This window comes from Nonlabens xiamenensis, assembly GCF_003865345.1.
In the GTDB taxonomy this organism is placed as follows: domain Bacteria; phylum Bacteroidota; class Bacteroidia; order Flavobacteriales; family Flavobacteriaceae; genus Nonlabens; species Nonlabens xiamenensis.
The window spans coordinates 425,332-447,134 of sequence record NZ_RMVE01000003.1; the positions used below are offsets into that span (position 1 = coordinate 425,332).

Annotated in this window: 17 protein-coding genes; 11 read left to right on the top strand and 6 right to left on the bottom strand. The window is 36.8% G+C overall.

Features of this window, described 5'->3' with window-relative positions:
• Positions 1–22: 22 nt before the first annotated feature.
• From EGM47_RS10360 to EGM47_RS10385, 6 genes are all read left to right on the top strand, one after another.
• Positions 23–2,656 (top strand): T9SS type B sorting domain-containing protein, encoded by a 2,634-nt coding sequence (locus EGM47_RS10360; RefSeq protein ID WP_124980737.1) that lies wholly within the window; start codon positions 23–25, stop codon positions 2,654–2,656.
• A 305-nt stretch (positions 2,657–2,961) separates the two neighbouring features.
• Positions 2,962–3,420, top strand: coding sequence for a MarR family winged helix-turn-helix transcriptional regulator (locus tag EGM47_RS10365; protein ID WP_124980738.1), 459 nt, complete (start codon positions 2,962–2,964; stop codon positions 3,418–3,420).
• A gap of 1 nt (position 3,421) precedes the next feature.
• Complete coding sequence (locus tag EGM47_RS10370) at positions 3,422–5,830, top strand: 3-hydroxyacyl-CoA dehydrogenase/enoyl-CoA hydratase family protein (RefSeq protein WP_124980739.1); 2,409 nt, start codon at positions 3,422–3,424, stop codon at positions 5,828–5,830.
• Positions 5,831–5,950: 120 nt separating this feature from the next.
• A complete protein-coding gene (locus EGM47_RS10375) occupies positions 5,951–7,144 on the top strand; it encodes an acetyl-CoA C-acyltransferase (protein ID WP_124980740.1) in 1,194 nt (397 codons plus the stop codon).
• Between the two features lie 104 nt (positions 7,145–7,248).
• Positions 7,249–9,054 (top strand): acyl-CoA dehydrogenase family protein, encoded by a 1,806-nt coding sequence (locus EGM47_RS10380; protein ID WP_124980741.1) that lies wholly within the window; start codon positions 7,249–7,251, stop codon positions 9,052–9,054.
• Between the two features lie 194 nt (positions 9,055–9,248).
• Complete coding sequence (locus EGM47_RS10385; RefSeq protein ID WP_124980742.1) at positions 9,249–10,070, top strand: mechanosensitive ion channel family protein; 822 nt, start codon at positions 9,249–9,251, stop codon at positions 10,068–10,070.
• Between the two features lie 617 nt (positions 10,071–10,687).
• Here EGM47_RS10385 and EGM47_RS10390 read toward each other — a convergent pair.
• The 3 genes from EGM47_RS10390 to EGM47_RS10400 are packed head-to-tail and all read right to left on the bottom strand — an operon-like array spanning position 10,688 to position 12,081.
• Positions 10,688–11,092, bottom strand: a complete 405-nt coding sequence (locus tag EGM47_RS10390; protein WP_124980743.1) for a hypothetical protein — start codon at positions 11,090–11,092, stop codon at positions 10,688–10,690.
• A gap of 1 nt (position 11,093) precedes the next feature.
• Positions 11,094–11,870 carry a hypothetical protein gene (locus EGM47_RS10395; RefSeq protein WP_124980744.1) on the bottom strand — a complete coding sequence of 259 codons (777 nt, stop codon included), beginning with the start codon at positions 11,868–11,870 and terminating at the stop codon, positions 11,094–11,096.
• Positions 11,833–12,081, bottom strand: a complete 249-nt coding sequence (locus EGM47_RS10400) for a hypothetical protein (RefSeq protein ID WP_124980745.1) — start codon at positions 12,079–12,081, stop codon at positions 11,833–11,835. Before EGM47_RS10400 ends, EGM47_RS10395 begins: the two co-directional genes overlap by 38 nt.
• Before the next feature lie 92 nt (positions 12,082–12,173).
• On the opposite strand from EGM47_RS10400, the gene EGM47_RS10405 reads away from it, so the two are divergent.
• Positions 12,174–12,398: a helix-turn-helix domain-containing protein gene (locus tag EGM47_RS10405; protein ID WP_124980746.1), complete on the top strand. Its 225-nt coding sequence runs from the start codon at positions 12,174–12,176 to the stop codon at positions 12,396–12,398.
• Here the strand turns inward: EGM47_RS10405 and EGM47_RS10410 are convergent.
• The 3 genes from EGM47_RS10410 to EGM47_RS10420 form a co-directional block, all read right to left on the bottom strand.
• A complete protein-coding gene (locus tag EGM47_RS10410; protein WP_124980747.1) occupies positions 12,385–12,840 on the bottom strand; it encodes a hypothetical protein in 456 nt (151 codons plus the stop codon). The two genes, EGM47_RS10405 and EGM47_RS10410, sit on opposite strands and share 14 nt — an antisense overlap.
• A gap of 52 nt (positions 12,841–12,892) precedes the next feature.
• Positions 12,893–13,330, bottom strand: coding sequence for a JAB domain-containing protein (locus EGM47_RS10415; RefSeq protein WP_124980748.1), 438 nt, complete (start codon positions 13,328–13,330; stop codon positions 12,893–12,895).
• 190 nt (positions 13,331–13,520) lie between these two features.
• Entirely contained in the window at positions 13,521–13,892 is a 372-nt protein-coding gene (locus EGM47_RS10420) for a hypothetical protein (RefSeq protein WP_124980749.1), read from the bottom strand.
• 253 nt (positions 13,893–14,145) lie between these two features.
• Here EGM47_RS10420 and EGM47_RS10425 point away from each other — a divergent pair, with 253 nt between their 5' ends.
• The 4 genes from EGM47_RS10425 to EGM47_RS10440 are packed head-to-tail and all read left to right on the top strand — an operon-like array spanning position 14,146 to position 21,799.
• Positions 14,146–14,436 (top strand): helix-turn-helix domain-containing protein, encoded by a 291-nt coding sequence (locus tag EGM47_RS10425; protein WP_124980750.1) that lies wholly within the window; start codon positions 14,146–14,148, stop codon positions 14,434–14,436.
• A complete protein-coding gene (locus EGM47_RS10430; protein ID WP_124980751.1) occupies positions 14,433–17,321 on the top strand; it encodes an SNF2-related protein in 2,889 nt (962 codons plus the stop codon). The genes EGM47_RS10425 and EGM47_RS10430 overlap by 4 nt, the downstream gene beginning before the upstream one ends.
• A gap of 4 nt (positions 17,322–17,325) precedes the next feature.
• A complete protein-coding gene (locus EGM47_RS10435; RefSeq protein ID WP_124980752.1) occupies positions 17,326–19,074 on the top strand; it encodes a site-specific DNA-methyltransferase in 1,749 nt (582 codons plus the stop codon).
• The gene (locus EGM47_RS10440; RefSeq protein ID WP_124980753.1) at positions 19,064–21,799 is read left to right on the top strand and encodes a DEAD/DEAH box helicase; all 2,736 of its coding nucleotides are present in this window, start codon (positions 19,064–19,066) and stop codon (positions 21,797–21,799) included. Before EGM47_RS10435 ends, EGM47_RS10440 begins: the two co-directional genes overlap by 11 nt.
• Positions 21,800–21,803: the final 4 nt, after the last annotated feature.

Sequence of the window (21,803 nt, forward strand, 5' to 3'; positions counted from 1 at the left end):
AACCAAAATTAAAAATAGCCCAATGAAAAAAGTATTACTCTTATCAATCTTCTTTCTATCCACCTGGATGTCCTTCGCACAGGAAGAGTCCTCGTGGTGGATCTTTGGTATTGAGGCAGCAGTCGAATTTACCCCAAATCCCCAAAACCGTTCTAGTGACCCTGTAGTACTCAACTCAGGTTACGCTCAGGAAGAAGGTGTTGGGACTATCTCTGATGACTCAGGTAACCTTTTGTTTTTTACCAATGGTCAAACGGTATTCAACCGAAATGGAGATGTAATGCCCAACGGAGACGGGTTACTTGGCGGAACATCTGCTACACAGGCTTCTATCGTAGTTAAAGCTCCAGAAACACCAGGAGTTTATTTCATTTTTACAGTAGGTAATGGAAATACCACACCTCTGGCCTATTCTCGAATAGAAATGGCTTTGAATGGTGGTCTCGGTGATGTCGTTCCAGGTATCAAGAACGTTGTGCTTCTTGACACTTGTGCAGAAAAAGTTTCTGCGACTATCCAAACGGGAACAAATAATGCCTATGTAATGACCTTTGCCAGAAGTAGCGCGACTGCTACTTCTCCTGGTTCTGGAGTTAACAATGCGTTATTTGCTTGGGAGGTTAGAGGTATTCCTTCAGCAGGTGTTTCCTTCGTAAATGCTGCTCCCGTGGCTCAAGGCGGAAACGGAGGCTTGCCTTATTATACAACGCCAACAGCTGCCTCGGGTGCTGATAGGGGAATGTTGAGAATTTCGCCAGATGGTACTAAATTGGTAGTTTGTAACCAAAATGCCTTTACAGGTTTTGAAGGCGCCGTATTGTATGACTTTAACCCTAGTAACGGTCAGTTTGGTGGAAACGGTCTAATATTACATACTGGACCAGTATACGGTGCAGAGTTTTCAGCCACCTCCCAGTATCTGTACCATGATGAAAGTGACGACTACGGTTCAACTGGGGATAACCCGCCTCTTGGATCTGAAATGAAAAATCTTTATCAATATAGTCTTTGCGATCAGGCCAACATTGTTTCCTCCAAGCAAACTATTGGTAGTTTTACTGGTATAGGTAGAGGAACACTTCAATTGGCCAAGGACAACAATATTTATATAGCCCATAACGGTGCGCAAAGTCTTGGTAGAATTAGTAACGTTGACACTCCCACACCGTTGGTTGAACTCAATGCTATAGATATTTCTCCTGGTAGATCTAAGCAAGGGCTACCTGTATTTATCCAGTCAGAATTTTCGAGCTCCTTTGTGGTGAATGATCAATGTCAAGGAGATGCCACCGAATTCGTGTTGGCTTGTCTACCACAAGTCGCAGCCTCCAACTGGGATTTTGGCGACGGGAATACCACCATGGTGACTGGACCTAGTGTAGTGACGAATACTTATGCCAATCCAGGCACCTATACTGTTAGTGTAAACGTAACTAATGTCTCTGGAGATGTGCGTAACTTCAGCCAGGATATTACAATTTTTGAAAATGGTATTGTGGATCCAGTGGATAACACTTTGCTAGATTATTGTGATGACGATAATTCAGGCTCTGAGATTGTAGACCTGAGCGTATTTACCTCTGACGTACTAGGAGGTCAAGATCCCAATACATTTGACATCAGTTATCACGCTAATATGCAGGATGCTGATGACGGTGTAAACCCATTGCCACTAAATTATGATCAATCTATAGGTACTTCTACCATTTGGGTCAGAATTGCAAACCGAACTTCGCCCATCGATGACGGTTGTAGCGCTATTGGCTCTTTTGACCTCACGGTAAGCTCAACACCTAATCTGACCAATATACCTGATTTCGAACTTTGTGACGAGCCGAATGGTGATGGACAGGAAGATTTTGATCTGGATGGCTACCTTAGCGTGATCGATAATGCCGCAGGAAATCCTGTAGATGTAGCATACACCATTTATAATAGTGATACAGATGCGCAGACGGAAACCAATCCTATTGACACATCTGTTCTATATACAAGTTCAGGAGGACCTGAAGTGTTGTATGTGAGATTGCAAAATACAAATGATGCTGACTGTTTTGGAGTTACTCCATTTAATTTGGTCATCAGCCAAGCTCCCGCAATTGGAACAGCTCCAGACCTTACCGAGTGTGATGAGGCTCCAATTGATGGAATGCTGGTATTTGATTTAAGCCAACAGGATTCCTTTATAGATCCAAACGGTGGCAATACAGTTAGCTACTATAGCTCACAGGCAGATGCGGAATCAGGTGCAAATGCGTTACCAACTGATTATAATGCTTCCAATGGTGAGCAAGTTTTTGCCAGATTACAAAACCCTGATGGTTGTTATAATACTACCTCATTTACCATCACCGTAGAAACTTGTGAAATAGTATTCCCTGAAGGCTTCTCTCCCAACAATGATGGCCTTAATGATACTTTCTCGATTCCAGGATTGGTAGAACAGTATGACAACTTTAATTTAAAAGTGTTTAATAGAAATGGTAGCGTGGTCTATGAAACAAGCGCTTCTAACTATGAAGAGTTTGCGGGCATACCAAATTCTGGGCTTGCAGCTGGAGACGGTTTGCTGCCTACCGGTGTTTATTTCTACGTCATTCAATACAATGAGTCAGATATTGAAGACACGGCGAGTTGGGTTTACATCAATTATTAAATCCCGCTAAACAGCTTAAGTTAAGTCCCAACCTATTTGGTTGGGACTTTTTTTTGCTTCATAGATAATGTATAAAAATTGTGCTGTGACCTCACGGAGTTAACGATCCATGCTTTACAATAGATGGCACGCCAAATTATCACAAGTATCAAACGCAGTCAACATTTATAGGCATTGACAAAAAAGCAGCTATCGAGGTAGTTGCAATCCAACCACAACCGCCCTCCTACTATAACGATTGAAAATTTTGTTATTTTACTATGCACGCATAATAAAATTAAGTATATTGCAACATATTTCAGAATATGAGAGATAAGACGATAGATTATATTTTAAGAGCGACCTGGATGTCTGTTTCAAAAATGTACAATGAACAGGCAGCGGTCAAAGGCAGTACCATGTCTACTGGATTTGCCTTAATCAGTATTGATCCTGAATCTGGTACTCCCAGTACAGCCTTGGGACCAAAAATGGGAATGGAAGCCACTTCCCTATCTAGAACACTCAAAATGATGGAAAACAAAGGCTTGATCGAAAGACGTAAAAACCCAGAAGATGGACGCAGTGTTTTGATTCACCTCACCGATTTTGGGATGGAGATGCGCGAATTTTCTAAATCTGTTGTTAAAACCTTCGATCAAACCGTTAGGGATGAAATAGATCCAGAAAAATTGGATACCTTTCTAGAAGTTGCCTATAAAATCAATGAGATCGTCAACTCCAAAAAAATTTTCAAACAAAAATCTTTATTAGTTCAAAAATAAAATGGGAAAACGCAGAATAAAACACGTAACCGTCATAGGTTCAGGTATCATGGGAAGCGGGATTGCCTGTCACTTTGCCAACATAGGCTGTGAAGTACGTTTGCTAGACATCGTACCGCGAGAGCTTACTGAAAAAGAGAAAGCCAAAGGCCTGACCCTGGAAGATAAAGCGGTGCGCAACCGTATAGTGAATGAAAATCTTCAATCTGCCATTAAAAGCAAACCAGCACCTCTGTACGATACTTCCTTTGCCAAGAGAATCTCTACTGGAAATTTAGAAGACGATTTGCACACGATCAAAAATACTGATTGGATCATTGAGGTAGTGGTCGAGCGCCTGGATATCAAAAAATCAGTTTTTGAGAAAATAGAACAATACCGCACGCCGGGAACTCTGATTACTTCAAACACTTCGGGTATTCCCATTGCTTTCATGAATGAAGGACGTAGTGAGGATTTCCAAAAACATTTTGCAGTAACCCATTTCTTTAATCCCCCACGTTACCTACAGTTGTTTGAAGTAGTTCCTGGACCCAACTGTGATCCAGAAGTTACCGATTTCCTTATGGAATACGGTGAAAAGTACCTGGGAAAGACAGCCGTTTTGGCCAAGGACACACCAGCCTTTATCGGTAATCGAATAGGAATATTTTCTATCCAAAGTCTCTTCCACACCGTCAAGGAAATGGACATGACGGTAACTGAAGTCGATAAACTCACTGGTCCAGTGATTGGACGCCAGAAGTCCGCGACGTTTAGAACTGTTGATGTAGTAGGCTTGGATACCTTGGTACATGTCGCTAACGGAGTTTATGAAAACTGCCCTGAGGACGAACACCGAGATACCTTTAAGCTACCTGACTTCATCGATAAGATGATGGAAAACAAATGGTTAGGTTCCAAAACCGGTCAAGGTTTCTACAAAAAAGTGAAAAATGATGACGGGAAAAGCGAAATTCTAGCGTTGAACCTGGATTCCATGGACTATGAAAACCAAGGCAAAGCCAAATTTGCTACACTGGAAATGACCAAAACTATCGACAAGGTAGTCGATCGATTCCCAGTGTTGATAAAAGGTAAAGACAAGGCTGGCGAATTTTATCGCAAGAGTTTTGCTGCTTTATTTGCGTATGTACAGCATCGAATCCCAGAAATCTCTGACGAACTGTACCGCATTGATGATGCGATGAGTGCAGGTTTCGGATGGGAACATGGACCTTATCAAATCTGGGATGCCGTGGGTGTAGAGAAAGGTATCGAATTGATGAAGGCTATCGGGAAAGAGCCTGCAGCCTGGGTAACCGAAATGTTGGACAAAGGCTTTGACTCGTTTTATACGGTTAAAGATGGCGCCACCTACTACTACTCTATTCCAGATAAAGACTATGTGAAGAAACCTGGTCAGGATAGCGTAGTTATACTCGATAATATCAGACCTAGCCAAGAGATATGGAGCAACTCTGGAGTATCCATTCAAGACCTGGGAGATGGTATCATCAACTGTGAATTCCGTTCCAAGATGAATTCCATCGGTGGTGATGTTTTAGCCGGACTCAATAAAGCCATTGATCTTGCCGAAGAAAAGTACGACGGACTGGTAATCGCCAATCAAGGTACCAACTTTTCTGTGGGTGCCAATATAGGTATGATCTTTATGATGGCTGTTGAACAGGAATACGACGAATTGAATATGGCTGTTAAGCAGTTTCAGAATACTTGTATGAGATTGCGATACAGCAGCATTCCTACCGTTGTTGCCCCTCACCAGATGACGCTGGGAGGTGGTTGTGAAATGTCCCTGCACGCCGACGCCGTTGTCGCTGCCGCCGAGACTTACATTGGTTTGGTTGAATTTGGGGTTGGATTGATCCCTGGTGGTGGTGGTTCTAAAGAAATGACGTTGAGAGCGGCAGATGGCTTTGAAAAAGGCGACGTGGAATTGAACCGACTCAGAGAGTACTTTCTGACTATCGGACAAGCCAAAGTAGCTACCAGTGCTTATGAGGCCTATGACCTCGGAATTTTGCAACATGGAAAAGATAAAGTGGTAGTCAACCCGGCTCATCAGATCGCTTTCGCGAAAGCGCAAGCCCGAATGATGGCTGATATGGGTTATACACAACCACCTGCCCGAAAAGATATCAAGGTTTTGGGTAAACAAGCCTTGGGAATGTTTTACGTAGGAACCGATGCGATGAAGGCTGGGAACTATATCAGTGAACATGACTTGAAAATCGCCAACAAATTGGCTTACGTTATGGCAGGAGGTGATTTGAGTCAGGCACAGGAAGTCAGTGAGCAATATCTATTGGATTTGGAGCGCGAGGCATTCTTGAGCCTTACTGGAGAACGCAAAACGCTTGAACGTTTGCAGCACATGATCCAGAAAGGAAAACCATTGAGAAACTAAACGTAAAGTAATGGGACTGAACAATAGAGGTAGAGTCTTAGACTTATAAAACTGGTCTTACCTATCCAGAAATAAACGGATCATGAGTTCCATTTTGTTGAACAATATCAAACACTAACAATGAGTACAACAGCATATATAGTAGCCGCCAAAAGAACAGCGGTAGGAAAATCGGGAAGAGGCGTATTTCGCTTTAAGCGACCTGACGAACTCGCAGCAGAAACCATCCAGGGAATGCTTAAGGAGGTTCCTGGACTGGATCCTTCCAAAATCGATGATATGATCGTAGGGAATGCCATGCCAGAAGCAGAGCAAGGTCTTAATATGGCCAGACAAATATCCCTTTTGGCGCTCGACCGGGTGGATGTTCCTGGAATCAGTATCAATCGCTGGTGCGCCTCTGGATTAGATGCCATTGGTGCGGCCGTCGCTAGGGTACAATCTGGGATGGCCCAATGTGTAGTTGCCGGTGGGGTAGAAAGCATGAGTTATGTTCCTATGGGTGGGTATAAACCAACCCCAGATTATCAATTGGCTAAACAAGGCCATGAAGACTATTATTGGGGAATGGGACTTACCGCTGAAGAGGTAGCCAACGAATACAATGTTTCCCGTGAAGAACAGGATCAATTTGCCTATGATTCTCACATGAAGGCACTAAAGGCCCAGGATGAAGACAGATTTCAGGACCAAATCGTTCCTATCGAGGTAGAAGAAACCTACCTAGATGAGGATGGAAAGAAAAAGACGCGCACTTATACCGTGACCAAAGATGAAGGTCCCAGAAGGGGAACCAGTTTGGAAGCCTTGGCCAAGTTGAGACCAGTTTTTGCCGCCGGAGGAAGCGTTACCGCAGGAAATAGTTCGCAAACCAGTGATGGAGCAGCTTTCACATTGGTAATGAGCGAAGAAATGGTCAACGAATTAGGTATCAAACCTATCGCGAGATTGGTGAGTTTTGCTGTTGCTGCCGTAGAACCTAGAATCATGGGAATTGCACCTATCAAGGCTATCCCAAAAGCTTTGGAGCAAGCTGGCTTAAAACAAGAAGATATGGCCCTGATCGAATTGAATGAGGCCTTTGCCAGTCAATCCGTTGCTGTCGTAAAGGAATTGGGTCTGGATAAAGACATCGTTAATGTCAATGGTGGTGCCATTGCTTTGGGTCACCCGCTGGGATGTTCCGGAGCGAAGCTATCTGTTCAGATTTTTGATGAAATGCGCAAAAGAGGCAACCAAAACAAATACTGCATGGTCACCATGTGTGTAGGGACTGGCCAAGGTGCTGCTGGTATTTTTGAGTTTTTGAATTAATCAGAGACGCAGCAGTCTTTACGGCAGGAAAGCATAGCCTTGAAATAAGTATTGGGAGATAGCCCAGTGCCATAAACAATTAAAGAAAAGCAAGATTTTATAACATGGAAACTTTAGAAAAAAAACAACTCATACGCGGAGGACAGTTCATCGTCAAGGAATCTGATCCGCAGGATATTTTTACTCCAGAAGATTTTTCTGAGGAGCAGGTGATGATGAAGGAATCGGTCACCGAATTTGTGGATAAGGAAATTGTACCGCATAAGGAAAGATTTGAAAAGAAAGATTATGCGCTGACAGAAGAAGTTATGCGTAAAGCTGGTGAAATGGGCTTCCTGGGGGTTGCCGTACCAGAAGAATACGATGGGTTGGGAATGGGCTTTGTATCTACCATGCTCGTTTGTGATTACATTTCTGGAGCCACTGGATCTATTGCTACAGCCTTTGGAGCACATACTGGTATTGGTACCATGCCGATCACCCTATATGGAACTGAAGAGCAAAAGAAAAAGTACGTCCCTAAATTGGCTACCGGAGAATGGTTTGGCGCTTACTGTTTGACGGAGCCTGGAGCTGGATCTGATGCCAATTCAGGTAAGACAAAAGCCGAGTTGACTGAAGACGGTAAACACTACAAAATCAATGGCCAGAAAATGTGGATCTCCAACGCTGGTTTCTGTAATGTTTTTATCGTTTTTGCCCGTATTGAAGATGACAAGAATATTACCGGATTTATCGTAGAAAATGATCCTGAAAACGGTATTTCCATGAATCCGGAAGAACACAAATTGGGAATCCACTCCTCTTCTACCCGTCAGGTTTTCTTTAATGACACCATGGTGCCTGTAGAAAATATGTTGGCTGGCCGCGGAGAAGGCTTTAAAATCGCTATGAACGCCTTAAATGTTGGACGTATTAAACTTGCCGCAGCCTGTTTGGACGCTCAACGCAGGGTAATCTCCTTGGCTACTCAATACGCCAATGAGCGCGAGCAATTTAAAACACCAATTGCCAAATTTGGTGCCATCCGCAAGAAATTGGCTGATATGGCCACCAGTGCCTATGTGGGTGAAAGTGCTTCTTACCGTGCCGCCAAGGATATAGAAAATCGGATCCATATACGTCAGGAAGAAGGTGCTGCTTTCGCGGAAGCGGAATTAAAAGGAGTTGAAGAATTTGCGATAGAATGTTCCATTCTTAAGGTAGCTGTTTCTGAAGATATCCAAAATTGTTCTGATGAAGGTATCCAAATCTATGGCGGAATGGGCTTTAGCGCTGATGCACCCATGGAAGCTGCCTGGAGAGATGCTCGTATTTCCAGAATTTATGAAGGTACCAATGAAATCAATCGAATGCTAGCCGTAGGTATGTTGGTCAAAAAAGCCATGAAAGGACATGTGGACCTTTTGGGTCCTGCACAAGCCGTGGGTAGCGAGTTGACCTCCATCCCTTCTTTTGACACACCAGATTTCTCGGCACCATTATCAGAAGAAATGGATATGGTCAAGAAGTTGAAAAAAGTATTTTTAATGGTGGCTGGTAGCGCTGTACAGAAATTGGGGACTGAATTGGAAAAACACCAACAGCTGTTAATGGCTGCCTCTGATATCTTGATTGAGATCTACATGGCAGAAAGCGCCATCCTGCGTACGCAAAAGAATATTGCGCGTACCAGCGAGGAAGCCCAAAAGGAACAAGTGGCTATGTCCAAGCTTTATCTCTACAATGCTGTAAAAATCATACAGAACAGAGCTGAAGAAGGTATTTCTAGCTTTGCCGAAGGTGATGAGCAACGTATGATGTTAATGGGGCTAAAACGTTTTACCAAATATGCTAACCTACCTAATATCGTGGCTTTGAGAAACACGATTGCAGACAAGGTGACTGAGGAAAACAAATACCCATTCTAATTTTTAATTTTAAGTGAACTAAAGCCGCTTCCCGTTTGGAAAGCGGCTTTTGATTTTTAATGCAGTTCCAAAAATTTGATTGGCTAGGTCACAGAGGAAAGCATGCTACAGGTAATTATTTAATATTTGTTCCACAAATGGTCTTAACATAAACTAAACATCATTGTTATGGACAAGGCTTAATTTTGCAGCCTATGGATAAATTCTTCGAAAACTTCGATTCAGAAAAATTGGCAGAACTAGCACTGGAATACGGTATTCCATTATTGAAAGCCGTGGTTCTCTATATCATAGGAGCCTGGTTGATCAAACGAGTGATGCGGCTTACGCGAAAGTTTTTTCAGGCCAAGGATTATGATATCACCTTGGAGAAGTTCTTGATGAACATTATCAAATGGGGTCTTTGGATCGTTTTGATCATTACTGTGGTGGGAACATTGGGCGTACAGACGACCAGTCTTGCGGCTGGATTGGCTGCCATCGGATTGGCAGTGGGGCTGGCCTTGCAGGGGTCCTTATCCAATTTTGCCGGAGGAGTGTTGCTGTTGTTGTTCAAGCCATTTAAAGTTGGTGATACCGTAGAAGCACAAGGTATTACTGGAACTATTAAAGAAATAGATATATTACAGACTAAGGTAGTCACCTTTGACCGCAAGTTGGCCATCATTCCCAATGGACCGCTATTGAATGGAAATATCATAAACCACGATGTAGAAGGTATCCGTCGCTGCGATACCACCATCGGTGTGAGTTATGACGCAGATATACCTAAAACCATGGAGGCATTGCGCAAACTGGCTGCAGAGCATCCACTGACATTAGAAGATCCTGCTCCTGTTATCGTAGTTGCAGCTAATGCGGATAGTAGCATAAATATCCACGTAAGACCCTATACAAAATCAGAAGATATGTGGACAGTGTACTGGTATCTTCAAGAAAACTTTAAGCCCACGCTGGATGCTATAGGTGTTGAAATTCCTTACCCACACAGAACCCTGGTTCAAAAACCAGAGTAAAAAGATTATTGAACCGGCGGTGTGCTATTGCCTAATGGTGAAATAGTTGATAAAGGTAGATGCTACTACTCATTCAAAAAAGGATGATCATCCTGATGAGTTGATAGCGCATATCACCATTGACAGGAATCAAATAGCGCGGTTAGCGTTCTAATATTTCCAACTGAGCAAACCAATTTAAAATTCTCCTACCTTTTATACAGACCAGGAATACTCAACAAGTTTATTTTTCAAAGACTGGAGCAAGTAAGACAACAGAACATACAATGGATGATTATTACCATTTCAAGCCACTTTATGACTTAGGCAAAACATCACCAGTACAGTACGCCATGAAATTTCATGAGGCTATTACGAGCTCATTCTATAAAGGTTGCCTCTTTTTTCTATGATGAAGAAAAGTCGATATTATTCTAAGCGTTTTAAGATATGTCTTTGGATGAACTAGCAGTTCTGTTGTGGGACGTACAAAGAAAATTTATCACATCAAAAAAGCCTTTCTACAAATTGTAAAAAGGCTTTTTGTCGGGGTGGCAGGATTCGAACCTGCTCCTCTACTACCTTATTTATTAAACATTTAAAAACTGCGAACATAATAGTGTAGCCTAAATGTACTCCTAATTTAATTTCTCATAGATAGTTTTACCATAGCATATAGTAATAGTATTTCTATCTAAACTCATCATAACTTTGACAAACTTATCATTAAATAACCACAGATTAAAAATATTATCATTGCTTACTCCTCGTTTTTGATAATACTTCTCAAATTCTGTTTTAAGTTCTAATGTTATTTGTAAAAACAAGTTTTCTTTGAAATTGGACTCAATGATATAATCCACTCTCACCAAAATGTCAGCATTAAAATACAATAAAGTTTTGGATACATTATAATGTAGAACCTCTAAAGAATAATCTGTTAGTTTATATCTATCTGCAATAACAAGGTCCTGATGATTTTCTAATTGAAACTCCCAGTTCTCATATTGTGCACCTAACTGAAAAGTTTCAAATAGTTTCATCCTAGGTATTGTTTAGTTTTTCAATGATGTAATTATTTATAGTCAAACTGGATATCATAAAAATGAGAAAAGCCAATCCTATAAACCAAAGCGTAATAAATAAACTACTTCTATTTCCTTTATCCCTTACTAGCTGTGGAATTATACTTATGAATAAGAACAATCCTAAGAAAGAAGCACTACCAGTAGAATTATAAAATTTAGAAGTGAGAACTACTCCTACAAGGAAAAATATCCATATCCAATTACTTCTCTTTTCTAATCTTCTTTCCTTTAGCTGATGAACCCTGTGTTCTTCAAGTTCTTTTTCATTTAAGTCTTTAATGGTTCTAGTATGTTGGGATGCATAATTCTGGTACCATTTATTCAATCCAATAAAAGGAAAAGAGGTGCTAAATGATTTAGATTTTTCCAATAAAAAGATTGATATACCTTTCAGCCTGTCTTTAATCTTTACATCATTTACTCCAATTAAAAGAAGAACACCTATGATAAAGATTATTAAAGAAGAAAGTATTGAGAAATATAATGAGCTATCAAAAAAGAGAAAAGCTTTACTTTGCGGTGATTCATAGATTTCACCATCTATAGTTTGATGATAGGGCACATTATATTTTCCTAAGTAAACCACTTCAGATTTGAATAGTAAAGAAGTAGCTAACAAGACTACTCCTATAAGTAAAACTATTAGGCCAATCTTTTTACTCTTAAAAACGTTTGCAATTGATGAGTTATTTTGATTAATCACAATCCCACTCCTCTCTATAAATGTTTCCATTGGCTAAAGTTGTCTCCTCGTCTACAGCAGAATCACAATCTAATTCTATATTATTTATTTCCTCAAAAAGGATTGTGCCATTTTGACCAGGCTCTCTGATAGTTATTGTTTGCACGCATTCACAAGTTCCATTGTTTTGTTCATCTTCAATATCATCTGATGAGCAAGAGAACAATAGAAAACTTGCTGTGATAAATAGTAGTTTTTTCATATTGTAGTTTTATTAATATTTATTATTGACATATATGATTACCTAAAGGGTCAAATTTAACTGAATTTTTGAGTTGTCAAATATGTCAACTCATGAGTCAAAAAGATTTATACAAGAAAATCGGTTTAAGAATAAGAGAACTGAGGACTCAAAAAGAAATGACACAGTTAGATGTTTCTGCGCATTGTAATTTTGAGAAAACTAATTTGAGTAGAATTGAAGCTGGAAGAGTAAACTCTACGGTAAATACTCTTAATAAGATAGCTCTAGCTTTAGAGGTGCCTTTATATGAATTATTCAGATTTAATGAGAATTAAGTCCCAATAATTCCATTAGATATTCTTCATCAATATCCTGACATACAGCTTCAATAATGCAATCTGAAGTATCATTAAGATTAACATGAACATGGTTCAATGTCTCCCAGTTCCCATTATAAAAATTCTTGTCATTGCATTCACAGAAATCGTAATTAAATGAACAGTTGCATTTTGGGAGTTCAACTTTGTCTGGAAACAATAATCCTAACGTCAATTTCTTATTTACAGTTTTGTTTTTATGTATAACATTCCAGTTAATAAATTCCTTAAACTCAAGTATTAGTTCATAGGACCATTTAATATTCTGATTTGCTGAAATTTCTGACCAGTTTAAAATATCGCTATATTTTGTTAGCTGCTCTTTGGAAAATGGATAGTAATACTGAATACTCTCTTTAAGCTTTCTGTCAAATTCATCTTTGGTTAATCCTAAAAACATAGTAGGTATTCAATTAAAACTGAAAAATAATTCAATCTTAATTGAATAAGAACTACACAGCGTCTTTTATACTTGCAAAGTTTTCTTTAGTGATGATGAGATGATCTAAAAATTGAATATCAAGGTACTCACAGGCTTTAATCAGCTTTTGAGTTAATTTAATATCTTGATGACTTGGTTTAAGATTTCCAGATGGATGATTATGGGCTAAAATAATACTGGAAGCACAGGCTTTAATAGCAGCTACTAAAAGTAATTTAATATCCACCACAGTACCAGAAATTCCTCCTCGACTTAAAGAATATATCCCTAATACGCAGTTACTCCTATTGAGCAAAAGAGCCTTACATTCCTCTTGCATTTCCAAGGTGCTAGTATCCCAATTGTCCTTAAAATAATTATAGGCAACTTCATTAGAAGACACTTTAAACTTATCCTTATTTCCTCCTTGGGTAGAATAGGATAATTTGATTTCTGCTATTTCATTCATGGCAGTAGTTTTAAGATTTAGCTATGTTATTTAATCTATAGTTTAGTCATAGGAGGACTTCCCAGTAAAAAAACATAGATTTTGTATTCATTCTTACAAGCAATAATCCCACTGATGACAAACCAGTGGGATTATGTAAAATGACAATTTTTATAGTTACCAACATAGAGTTCCCATAAAAAACGTCATTCTATGGCTGAGCATACAAAGCATCTACATCATCGTGATACCCACCAACAGCATGGAAAGGCAATGCTTCAATAGATTGCTTTTCCTCTACATACTCATAGGTGTGAGATAAGATAATTTCTTCTCCTGTAGTTTTGTTTACATAGGAGTATGGTTCACATTTCACCTTTTTGATGTCTCCAGGAATCTGCTGTCCTAATATCATCTGACAGCCTTCTTCATCAAAGGTTGATGGAATGCTAGTTTTTCTGGCAGTCATATACATATTGCCATTTTGAGAAGTGACCACTTCTACTCCTCCCTGAATTGTTAGAGTACAGAACTCTCTTCCATCCTCTGCTTGTCTTTTTTCATAACCGATTACAGTTACCATAATGTTGAATTTTTAAGTTAAACAATGATTATCCCTTTTACCATAGGAGTCCAATGCAGCTATCACCTTGCATTTAGATTAACCTGCGATTTTTCACTTTTGATAGATGAAGGTGGGGGGATGTTTTCCACCTGAGAATGGGTGGGGGTTTTGTGCAGGGAAGGTTAAACATTCACTATAAGGCTGGTAATTTTTTTAATAAAAAAAATAAACTAGATTTAGACATTCTTTGACAAGATTTAATTTGACAAATATGATACTTGCTGAACTATTGAGAACACAGAGAGAATCTAAAGAGTTACTATTAAGAGAAGTTGCAGCTTCAATTGAGGTAGACACTGCTCTAATAAGTAAAATTGAAAAGGGAGATAGAAAACCTACAAGGGAACAAATAGACAAATTGGCTATTGCATTAGATATTGAACATAGTAAACTTTTAAAATTTTGGCTTAGTGAAAAAATATATGAAGATGTAAAAGGGGAAGATTTAGCTATTGAAGCTATTAAACTGACTTTAAAAAGGTTGAAAATAGAAAATAAATGATTACAGATTACCAAGCTAAATATTTTGCTCACGAATTAACTCGAAGATTACCTGCAAATGATATAGGTAAATTTACAGCTTCTTTACAAGATGCTCAGGTAGATATGAATCCGCATCAGGTAGAAGCTGCTTTATTTGCTTTTCAATCACCCTTGTCTAAAGGTGCTATTTTAGCTGATGAAGTTGGACTTGGTAAGACTATTGAAGCTGGAATTATTATTTCTCAAAAATGGGCAGAAAGAAAAAGAAAACTACTTATTATTTGTCCTGCTAACTTAAGAAAACAATGGAATCAAGAATTATCAGATAAGTTTTTCATTCCATCTATAGTTTTGGAATCTCAATCTTTTAATAAGCTTAAAAAGCAGGGTAAAAGAAACCCTTTTGACCAAAAGCAAATAGTTTTAGCCTCATTTCAGTTTATAAAGTCTAAAGAGCAATTTGTAAAAATGATAGATTGGGATTTAGTCATTATTGATGAAGCGCATAGACTTAGAAATGTTTATAAACCCAAAAATAAAATTGCTAATGCTATAAAGGTTGCTCTTCAACATGCACCTAAAATACTACTAACTGCTACACCTCTACAAAACTCAATACTAGAATTGTATGGGTTGGTAAGTTTTATAGATGAGTATATATTTGGAGACTTAAAGAGCTTTAAAACTCAGTTTGGAAAAATTACTACAGAAGATGCTTTTTTTGAATTAAGAGAACGTTTAAAAACAGTCTGTAAAAGAACCCTTAGGAGACAAGTTTTAGAATACATCAACTATACCAACAGAATTGCTATTGTAGAAGAGTTCTATCCTTTTAAGGATGAAGAAACGTTATATGACCTTGTTTCAGAATATCTACAAACACCTAAACTTTATGCCTTACCCAATAGTCAAAGACAACTAATGACTCTCATTTTAAGAAAGTTATTAGCTTCTTCTACATATGCTATTTCTGGTACTTTACAGGCTTTAGAAAACAAATTAAAAGCCATTTTAGCAGACCAAAAATTTCTAAACGAAAAGGTAGAATTAGGAACTGAATTTGAGACCTTAAATGAATTGGAAGATGAATGGGACGATGAAGAATTAAATTCTTTTGAGTTACTTACTGATGAAGAATTAGCTGAAGTACAAGCTGAATTGGATAATGTTTCAACATTTAGAGAGCTGGCTGTTTCTATTGAAAAAAATGCTAAAGGAGAAAAACTATTAACTGCTTTAACCAAAGGTTTTGAAAAACTAGAAGAACTTGGTGCTAATAAAAAAGCAATCATCTTTACAGAATCTACAAGAACACAGCAATATTTAGCCAACCATTTAACTAACAATGGTTACAAAAACAAAATAGTATTGTTTAATGGTTCTAATAATGATGCTAAATCTAAACAGATTTATAAAGATTGGATTGAAGAGCATAAAGGTACTGATAGAGTTAGTGGTGCAAGAGATGCTGATATGCGACAAGCTATTGTAGATTATTTTAAAAATACAGCTACCATATTAATTGCTACTGAAGCTGCTGCTGAGGGTATCAACCTACAATTCTGTTCCCTGCTAGTTAATTATGATATGCCTTGGAATCCTCAAAGAATAGAACAACGTATTGGTAGAGTACACAGATATGGACAAAAACATGATGTTGTTGTTGTTAATTTCTTAAATCAATCTAATGAAGCAGACCAAAGAGTATATGAGTTACTAGACCAAAAATTTCAACTCTTTAATGGGGTTTTTGGTGCTTCTGATGAAGTTTTAGGTAGTATTAGTTCTGGTGTAGATTTTGAAAAACGTATTGCTCAAATTTATCAGGAATGTAGACAACCTTCAGAAATAAAAAATGCTTTTGATGCTTTACAGCAAGAAATGGATGAAAGCATTAATACTAGAATTGATGAAACAAGAGAGCAATTACTAGAGCATTTTGATGATGAAGTACACCAAAAATTAAAAGTAAACCTAGAGAAAGGTAAAAGCTATTTAAACCAATACGAAAACTGGTTATGGACTGTTACCAAACATTACCTAAATGGTTATGCCGAGTTTGATTTTAAGAGAGATGTGTTTCGACTTAAAAAGAATCCTTTTCCTCAATGTAAAATTAATGAAGGTCCTTACCAACTCTTAAAAAGTGGTGATGTCATAAAAAAATCGCAACAAGAATTAGATAATGATACCAACTTATATAGAATAGGTCACCCACTAGCTAAACAAATAGTAGAAGCCTGTAAAACAAAAGACCTAGAGTTACAAAAAGTAATTTTTGATTATTCTAACCACCCAACAAATATGGCTATTGTAGAAGATTATGTAGGTAGTAAAGGGACTTTAAGAGTAATACAATTAAGTATTCTATCTTTTGAAGAGGAGGACTATTTACTTACACAAATTTTAGATAAGCAACAAAACAAAATAGATGCTGAAATAGCTCAAAAATTATTTACCTTACCTGCAAAAACTGCAAACACAACGGCTATTTCTGATGAAACAGACCTATTGCTTAGAGACCTATTTAAAGCCCAAAAGCAAGAAGTTTTAGAAGATAACATGCAGCGTAATGCTGAGTTCTTTGACCAAGAATATGACAAGCTAGATAAATGGGCAGATGATATGAAAATAAGCTTAGAAAGAGAAATTAAAGACATTGATGCAGAAATAAAATTACGCAAAGCAGAAGCTAGAAAAACACTAGATTTAAAAAGTAAAGTAAAAGAACAACGTGCTATTAAAGACTTGGAGAAAAAGCGTAATGAAAAAAGAAAACATTTATTTGAAGCACAAGACCAAATAGATGATAAAAAAGACGATGTTTTAAGTAACATAGAAGAGCGTTTAGCACAACGTATAGAAGAAAAAGAATTATTTACCATTAAGTGGGAATTGATATAACAATATGGCAAACAAAAAACAACAAAAACTAGAACTAACATGGATAGGTAAAGGTGAAGAACCTACTCTAGAACCTAGAATACTCATAGAAAACCCAGAATATAGCTATGGAGACCCTAAAACAGAAAACTTACTTATTCACGGAGATAACCTTTTAGTCTTAAAAGCACTAGAACAAGACTATGCTGGTAAAGTGAAATGTATTTATATAGACCCGCCTTATAACACTGGTTCAAGAATAGATTCTGATGGTAAGGAAGTTGGATATGAAGATGGTATTGAACATTCTGAATGGTTATCGATGATGAAGCCTCGTCTTGAGTTATTAAAGACACTATTACATGATGATGGAACATTAGCTATTCAGATAGACGACAATGAATTTGCCAGGTTGTATTTACTATTATTAGAGGTATTTAATAGTCAAAAAAACTTAAAAACCATTTGTGTAAAAATGTCGGAAGCTACTGGTGTGAAAATGGCACATGTAGTAAATTCAGGAAGAATCCCTAAGCTAAAAGAATACATTATTATAGCTAGAAAAAATGGAATTAAAAATTTGTTTGTAGAAAGAATCCCTAAGGATAAATGGGATAACGAATATAAAATATTTGCTAAAGGTGTTACTAAAAAGGAAGTTACTTTTGTTAAGGAAATAATGAATAATATAGATTCTACTGAAAAAGATATAGAAATAGCTGACACTATTTGTTCAAAAATGCAATTTTCAAACATAAATGAGTTGTTTGAAATAGAAAACATTAAATCTGAAGAAGACAAATTAAGGGTTAAATATGAAAATTCTTGGAGAATATTTAGAGATGTTGCCACAACAGGTGGAGCAAAAATAATTGCTGACAAAAAAAGATTAAGTAATTCAAATAGTGCATTTTTAATTGTCACCCCGAAAAAGAAGAAATATTTAATAAAGTCTGGCTACAATGTTGATGCCGCCCAACCTAGGATTAAATTACTCTTTGCAGATGATTATTTAACTATACATCCTGGAGATTTTTGGCAAGATATTAAAACTACAGGTTTGGACAACGAAGGAGGAGTAACTTTTAAAAAAGGTAAAAAACCTGAAGCTTTAGTGAAACGTATTATTGGCATGGCTTCTAATGAAGGAGATATCGTTTTAGATAGTTTTATTGGAAGCGGGACTACTGGAGCAGTAGCAACTAAGATGAATAGAAAATGGATTGGTGTAGAAATGGGACCTCACTGCTTCACACATTGTATACCTAGAATTAAAAATGTCATTGACGGAAGAGATTCTCAAGGTATAACAACAGAACTAAATTGGCAAGGTGGAGGTGGTTTTAAATTTTACGAGTTAGCACCAAGCTTATTAAACAAAGATAAATATGACAATTGGGTAATTAATAAAGAGTACAACCCAACTATGTTAGCGGCTGCTATGGCTAAACAAGAAGGTTTTACCTATGCACCAGATAAAAACACCTATTGGAAACAAGGCTATAGTGCAGAACAAGACTTTATTTTTACTACTACGCAATTTGTCACAGTAGAGCTATTAGACCAATTACAAGACCAATTACAGGAAGGAGAAAGTCTATTAATTTGTGCCAAAAAGTTTCAACCTGAATGCCGTAATAAGTTCAAGAACATTGTACTTAAAAAAATACCTAAAATGTTGTTAGGTAAATGTGAGTTTGGCAAAGAGGATTACAGCTTAAACATCATTAATCCCCCAGTATTAACTGAAGAAGAATTAGGTAATGAAGAATAGTACTAGAGATTACATAATTGAACAAGCTAACCCTAGTGTAGATACAATTATAAACAGAATTAATAATAGGCTATCACTAAGAGACCCGTTACGAGATTCCCTTCAATTAGTAGCTTATTTAGCAGAAGAGTTAGAACTAAAAAAAGAGGTTGACTTAAAGGCAGAACTAGAAAAAGTTAAACAACATTACCCAAGTTGTAAAAACTTTGAAAGAGATTTTGTGTCACTATGCTTTTCAATAGCTACAGGTGTTGGTAAAACCAGATTAATGGGTGCTTTTATTACCTACCTATATTTAAAAAAAGGAATACGTAATTTTTTCATTTTAGCACCAAACTTAACCATCTATGAAAAGTTAATTGAAGACTTTGGTAATCCTAACTACAAAAAATATGTATTCAAAGGTATTAGTGAATTTGTAACTAACAGACCCGTAATTATCAATGGAGATAATTATGCAGAAAAAGGAAGTTTATTTGGTGACCAAGAAGTTAGAATCAACATTTTTAATATTTCTAAATTCAATTCAGACAACAAAGTAGGAAGAGGAAAAGCAGATAAAGGCAAACCACCAAAAATGAAACGATTATCAGAGTATTTAGGTCAGTCTTATTGGGACTACTTAGCAGGTCTAGATGATTTAGTTATTTTAATGGATGAAGCTCATAGGTATCATGCAGATGCTTCAAAAAAAGCAATTAATGAGTTAAAACCTATTTTAGGTTTAGAGCTAACCGCTACACCACTAGATGAAAAAGGAAAAGCTTTTAAAAATGTAGTTTATGAATACAATTTAGCACAAGCCTTAGAAGATGGTAAATATGTAAAAGCACCTGCTATTGCCACACGTAAAGATTTTGACAAGAAAAATTTAACACCAAAGGAAGTAGAACAGTTCAAACTAGAAGATGCTATTTCAGTACACGAAGACACAAAAAATGAATTAGAACTCTATGCTAGAAATAACAATGTACCGTTAGTAAAACCTTTTATTCTGGTAGTTTGTAAAGATATTAACCATGCTACTGAAGTTTATGACTATATAAGTTCTGATGCATTTTACAATGGTAAATATGAGGGTAGAGTTTTACAGATAGATTCTAGCACTAAAAAAGTAGAAGAAATTGAAAGACAATTTTTATCCTTAGAAAGTCCAGATAATGAGATTGAAATTGTAATACATGTAAACATGTTAAAAGAAGGTTGGGATGTTACCAATCTATATACTATTGTTCCTTTAAGGGCTGCAAATGCTTCTGTTTTAATTGAGCAAACTATTGGTAGAGGCTTACGATTACCATATAATGGTAAAAGAACAGGAGTTGACAAAGTAGATAAATTGACTGTTTTAGCTCACGATAACTTTAACAAAGTCATTCAAGAAGCTCAAAACCCAGATTCTGTATTAAACAAGTTAACCTATGTAGAATTGGATGAAGACGATTTAAAAACTGAATCTACGATTATCACTTCTGAAACAAAGATTAATGCAGAAATAAGAAAAGAACAAGCTAAAATAAATGCAGTAGTTAACCCTGAAAAAAAACTAGAGTTAACACATGCTTTAGAGGCTAAAAAGGCTATTGTGAATGCTATTCCAACTTTTTCATCTACTGATGGTGTAAAAAGTGTAAATGATTTATCTAAACCAGAAGTAAAGCAAAAGGCAATTCAAAAAATTAAGGAGACTTTATTTAGAGGTCAGCAAAATATTTTTATGCCTCAAATTGTTGCTGAAGCAGAAGCTCAATATGATGAAGTAGTTGCTAATTTTAAAAATCAGATTATTGAAATACCTAGAATGGATTTAGTTCTAGAGGAAGTAGAAACTTGGTTTGAAGATTTTGATTTAGATACAAGCAAGGGATTTGATTTAAACATTATGCAAGAAGAGATTTTAAGGATGGATTTAAAAGACAAGACTAAAATTGATTCTTTAGGTGTTAAACAAGGAGCATTTGTAAATGAAACACCTGTCAATCAAGTTATAGCAGAACTTATTAATTTTCCTGAAATTGACTACGATGAAAGTGCAGACTTATTACATAAATTGGTTACTCAGGCTTTAGAAAAATTATCAGAAAACCTTTCAGATAAAAACCAACTTCCTGTATTAATTAGACAATACAGAAAAGTCATTGCAGGAAAGATATATGACCAGTTAAAAATTCATTTTAAAATGAGTAACCCTGATTATATACCACCAACAATTTTACCTTTTGTAAAAATTGAAGATTGGAACTATACAGTACCTAAAGAAAATGGTTATAAACATTATACGGATGTAATCACACCTTTGAGTCTAGTTCCTAAATATGTATATAGAGGCTTTGAGAAATCTTGTCATCCAGAATATAAATTTGATTCTAACACAGAAAAGGATTTTGCTTTTGTCATAGAAAATGATGCATCTGTATTAAAATGGTTAAGACCAGCTGCTAATCAATTTAGAATTTATTGGGGTAAAAACTCCAATAAGTATGAGCCTGACTTTATTGTAGAAACAGAAGATTCAATTTTCATGTGTGAGCCAAAAAAGGCTAAAGAGATAGAGAGCGAAGAGGTACAATTAAAAATGAAAGCAGCCTTAAAATATTGCCAGTATGCTAATGAATTTACTAGTAAAAATGATGGTAAAACTTGGCGATACTTATTAATTCCACATGACCAAATTGACAAAACCTCTAGTTTTCAAAATTTAGTCAATAAATTTGAAATTATTTGAATAA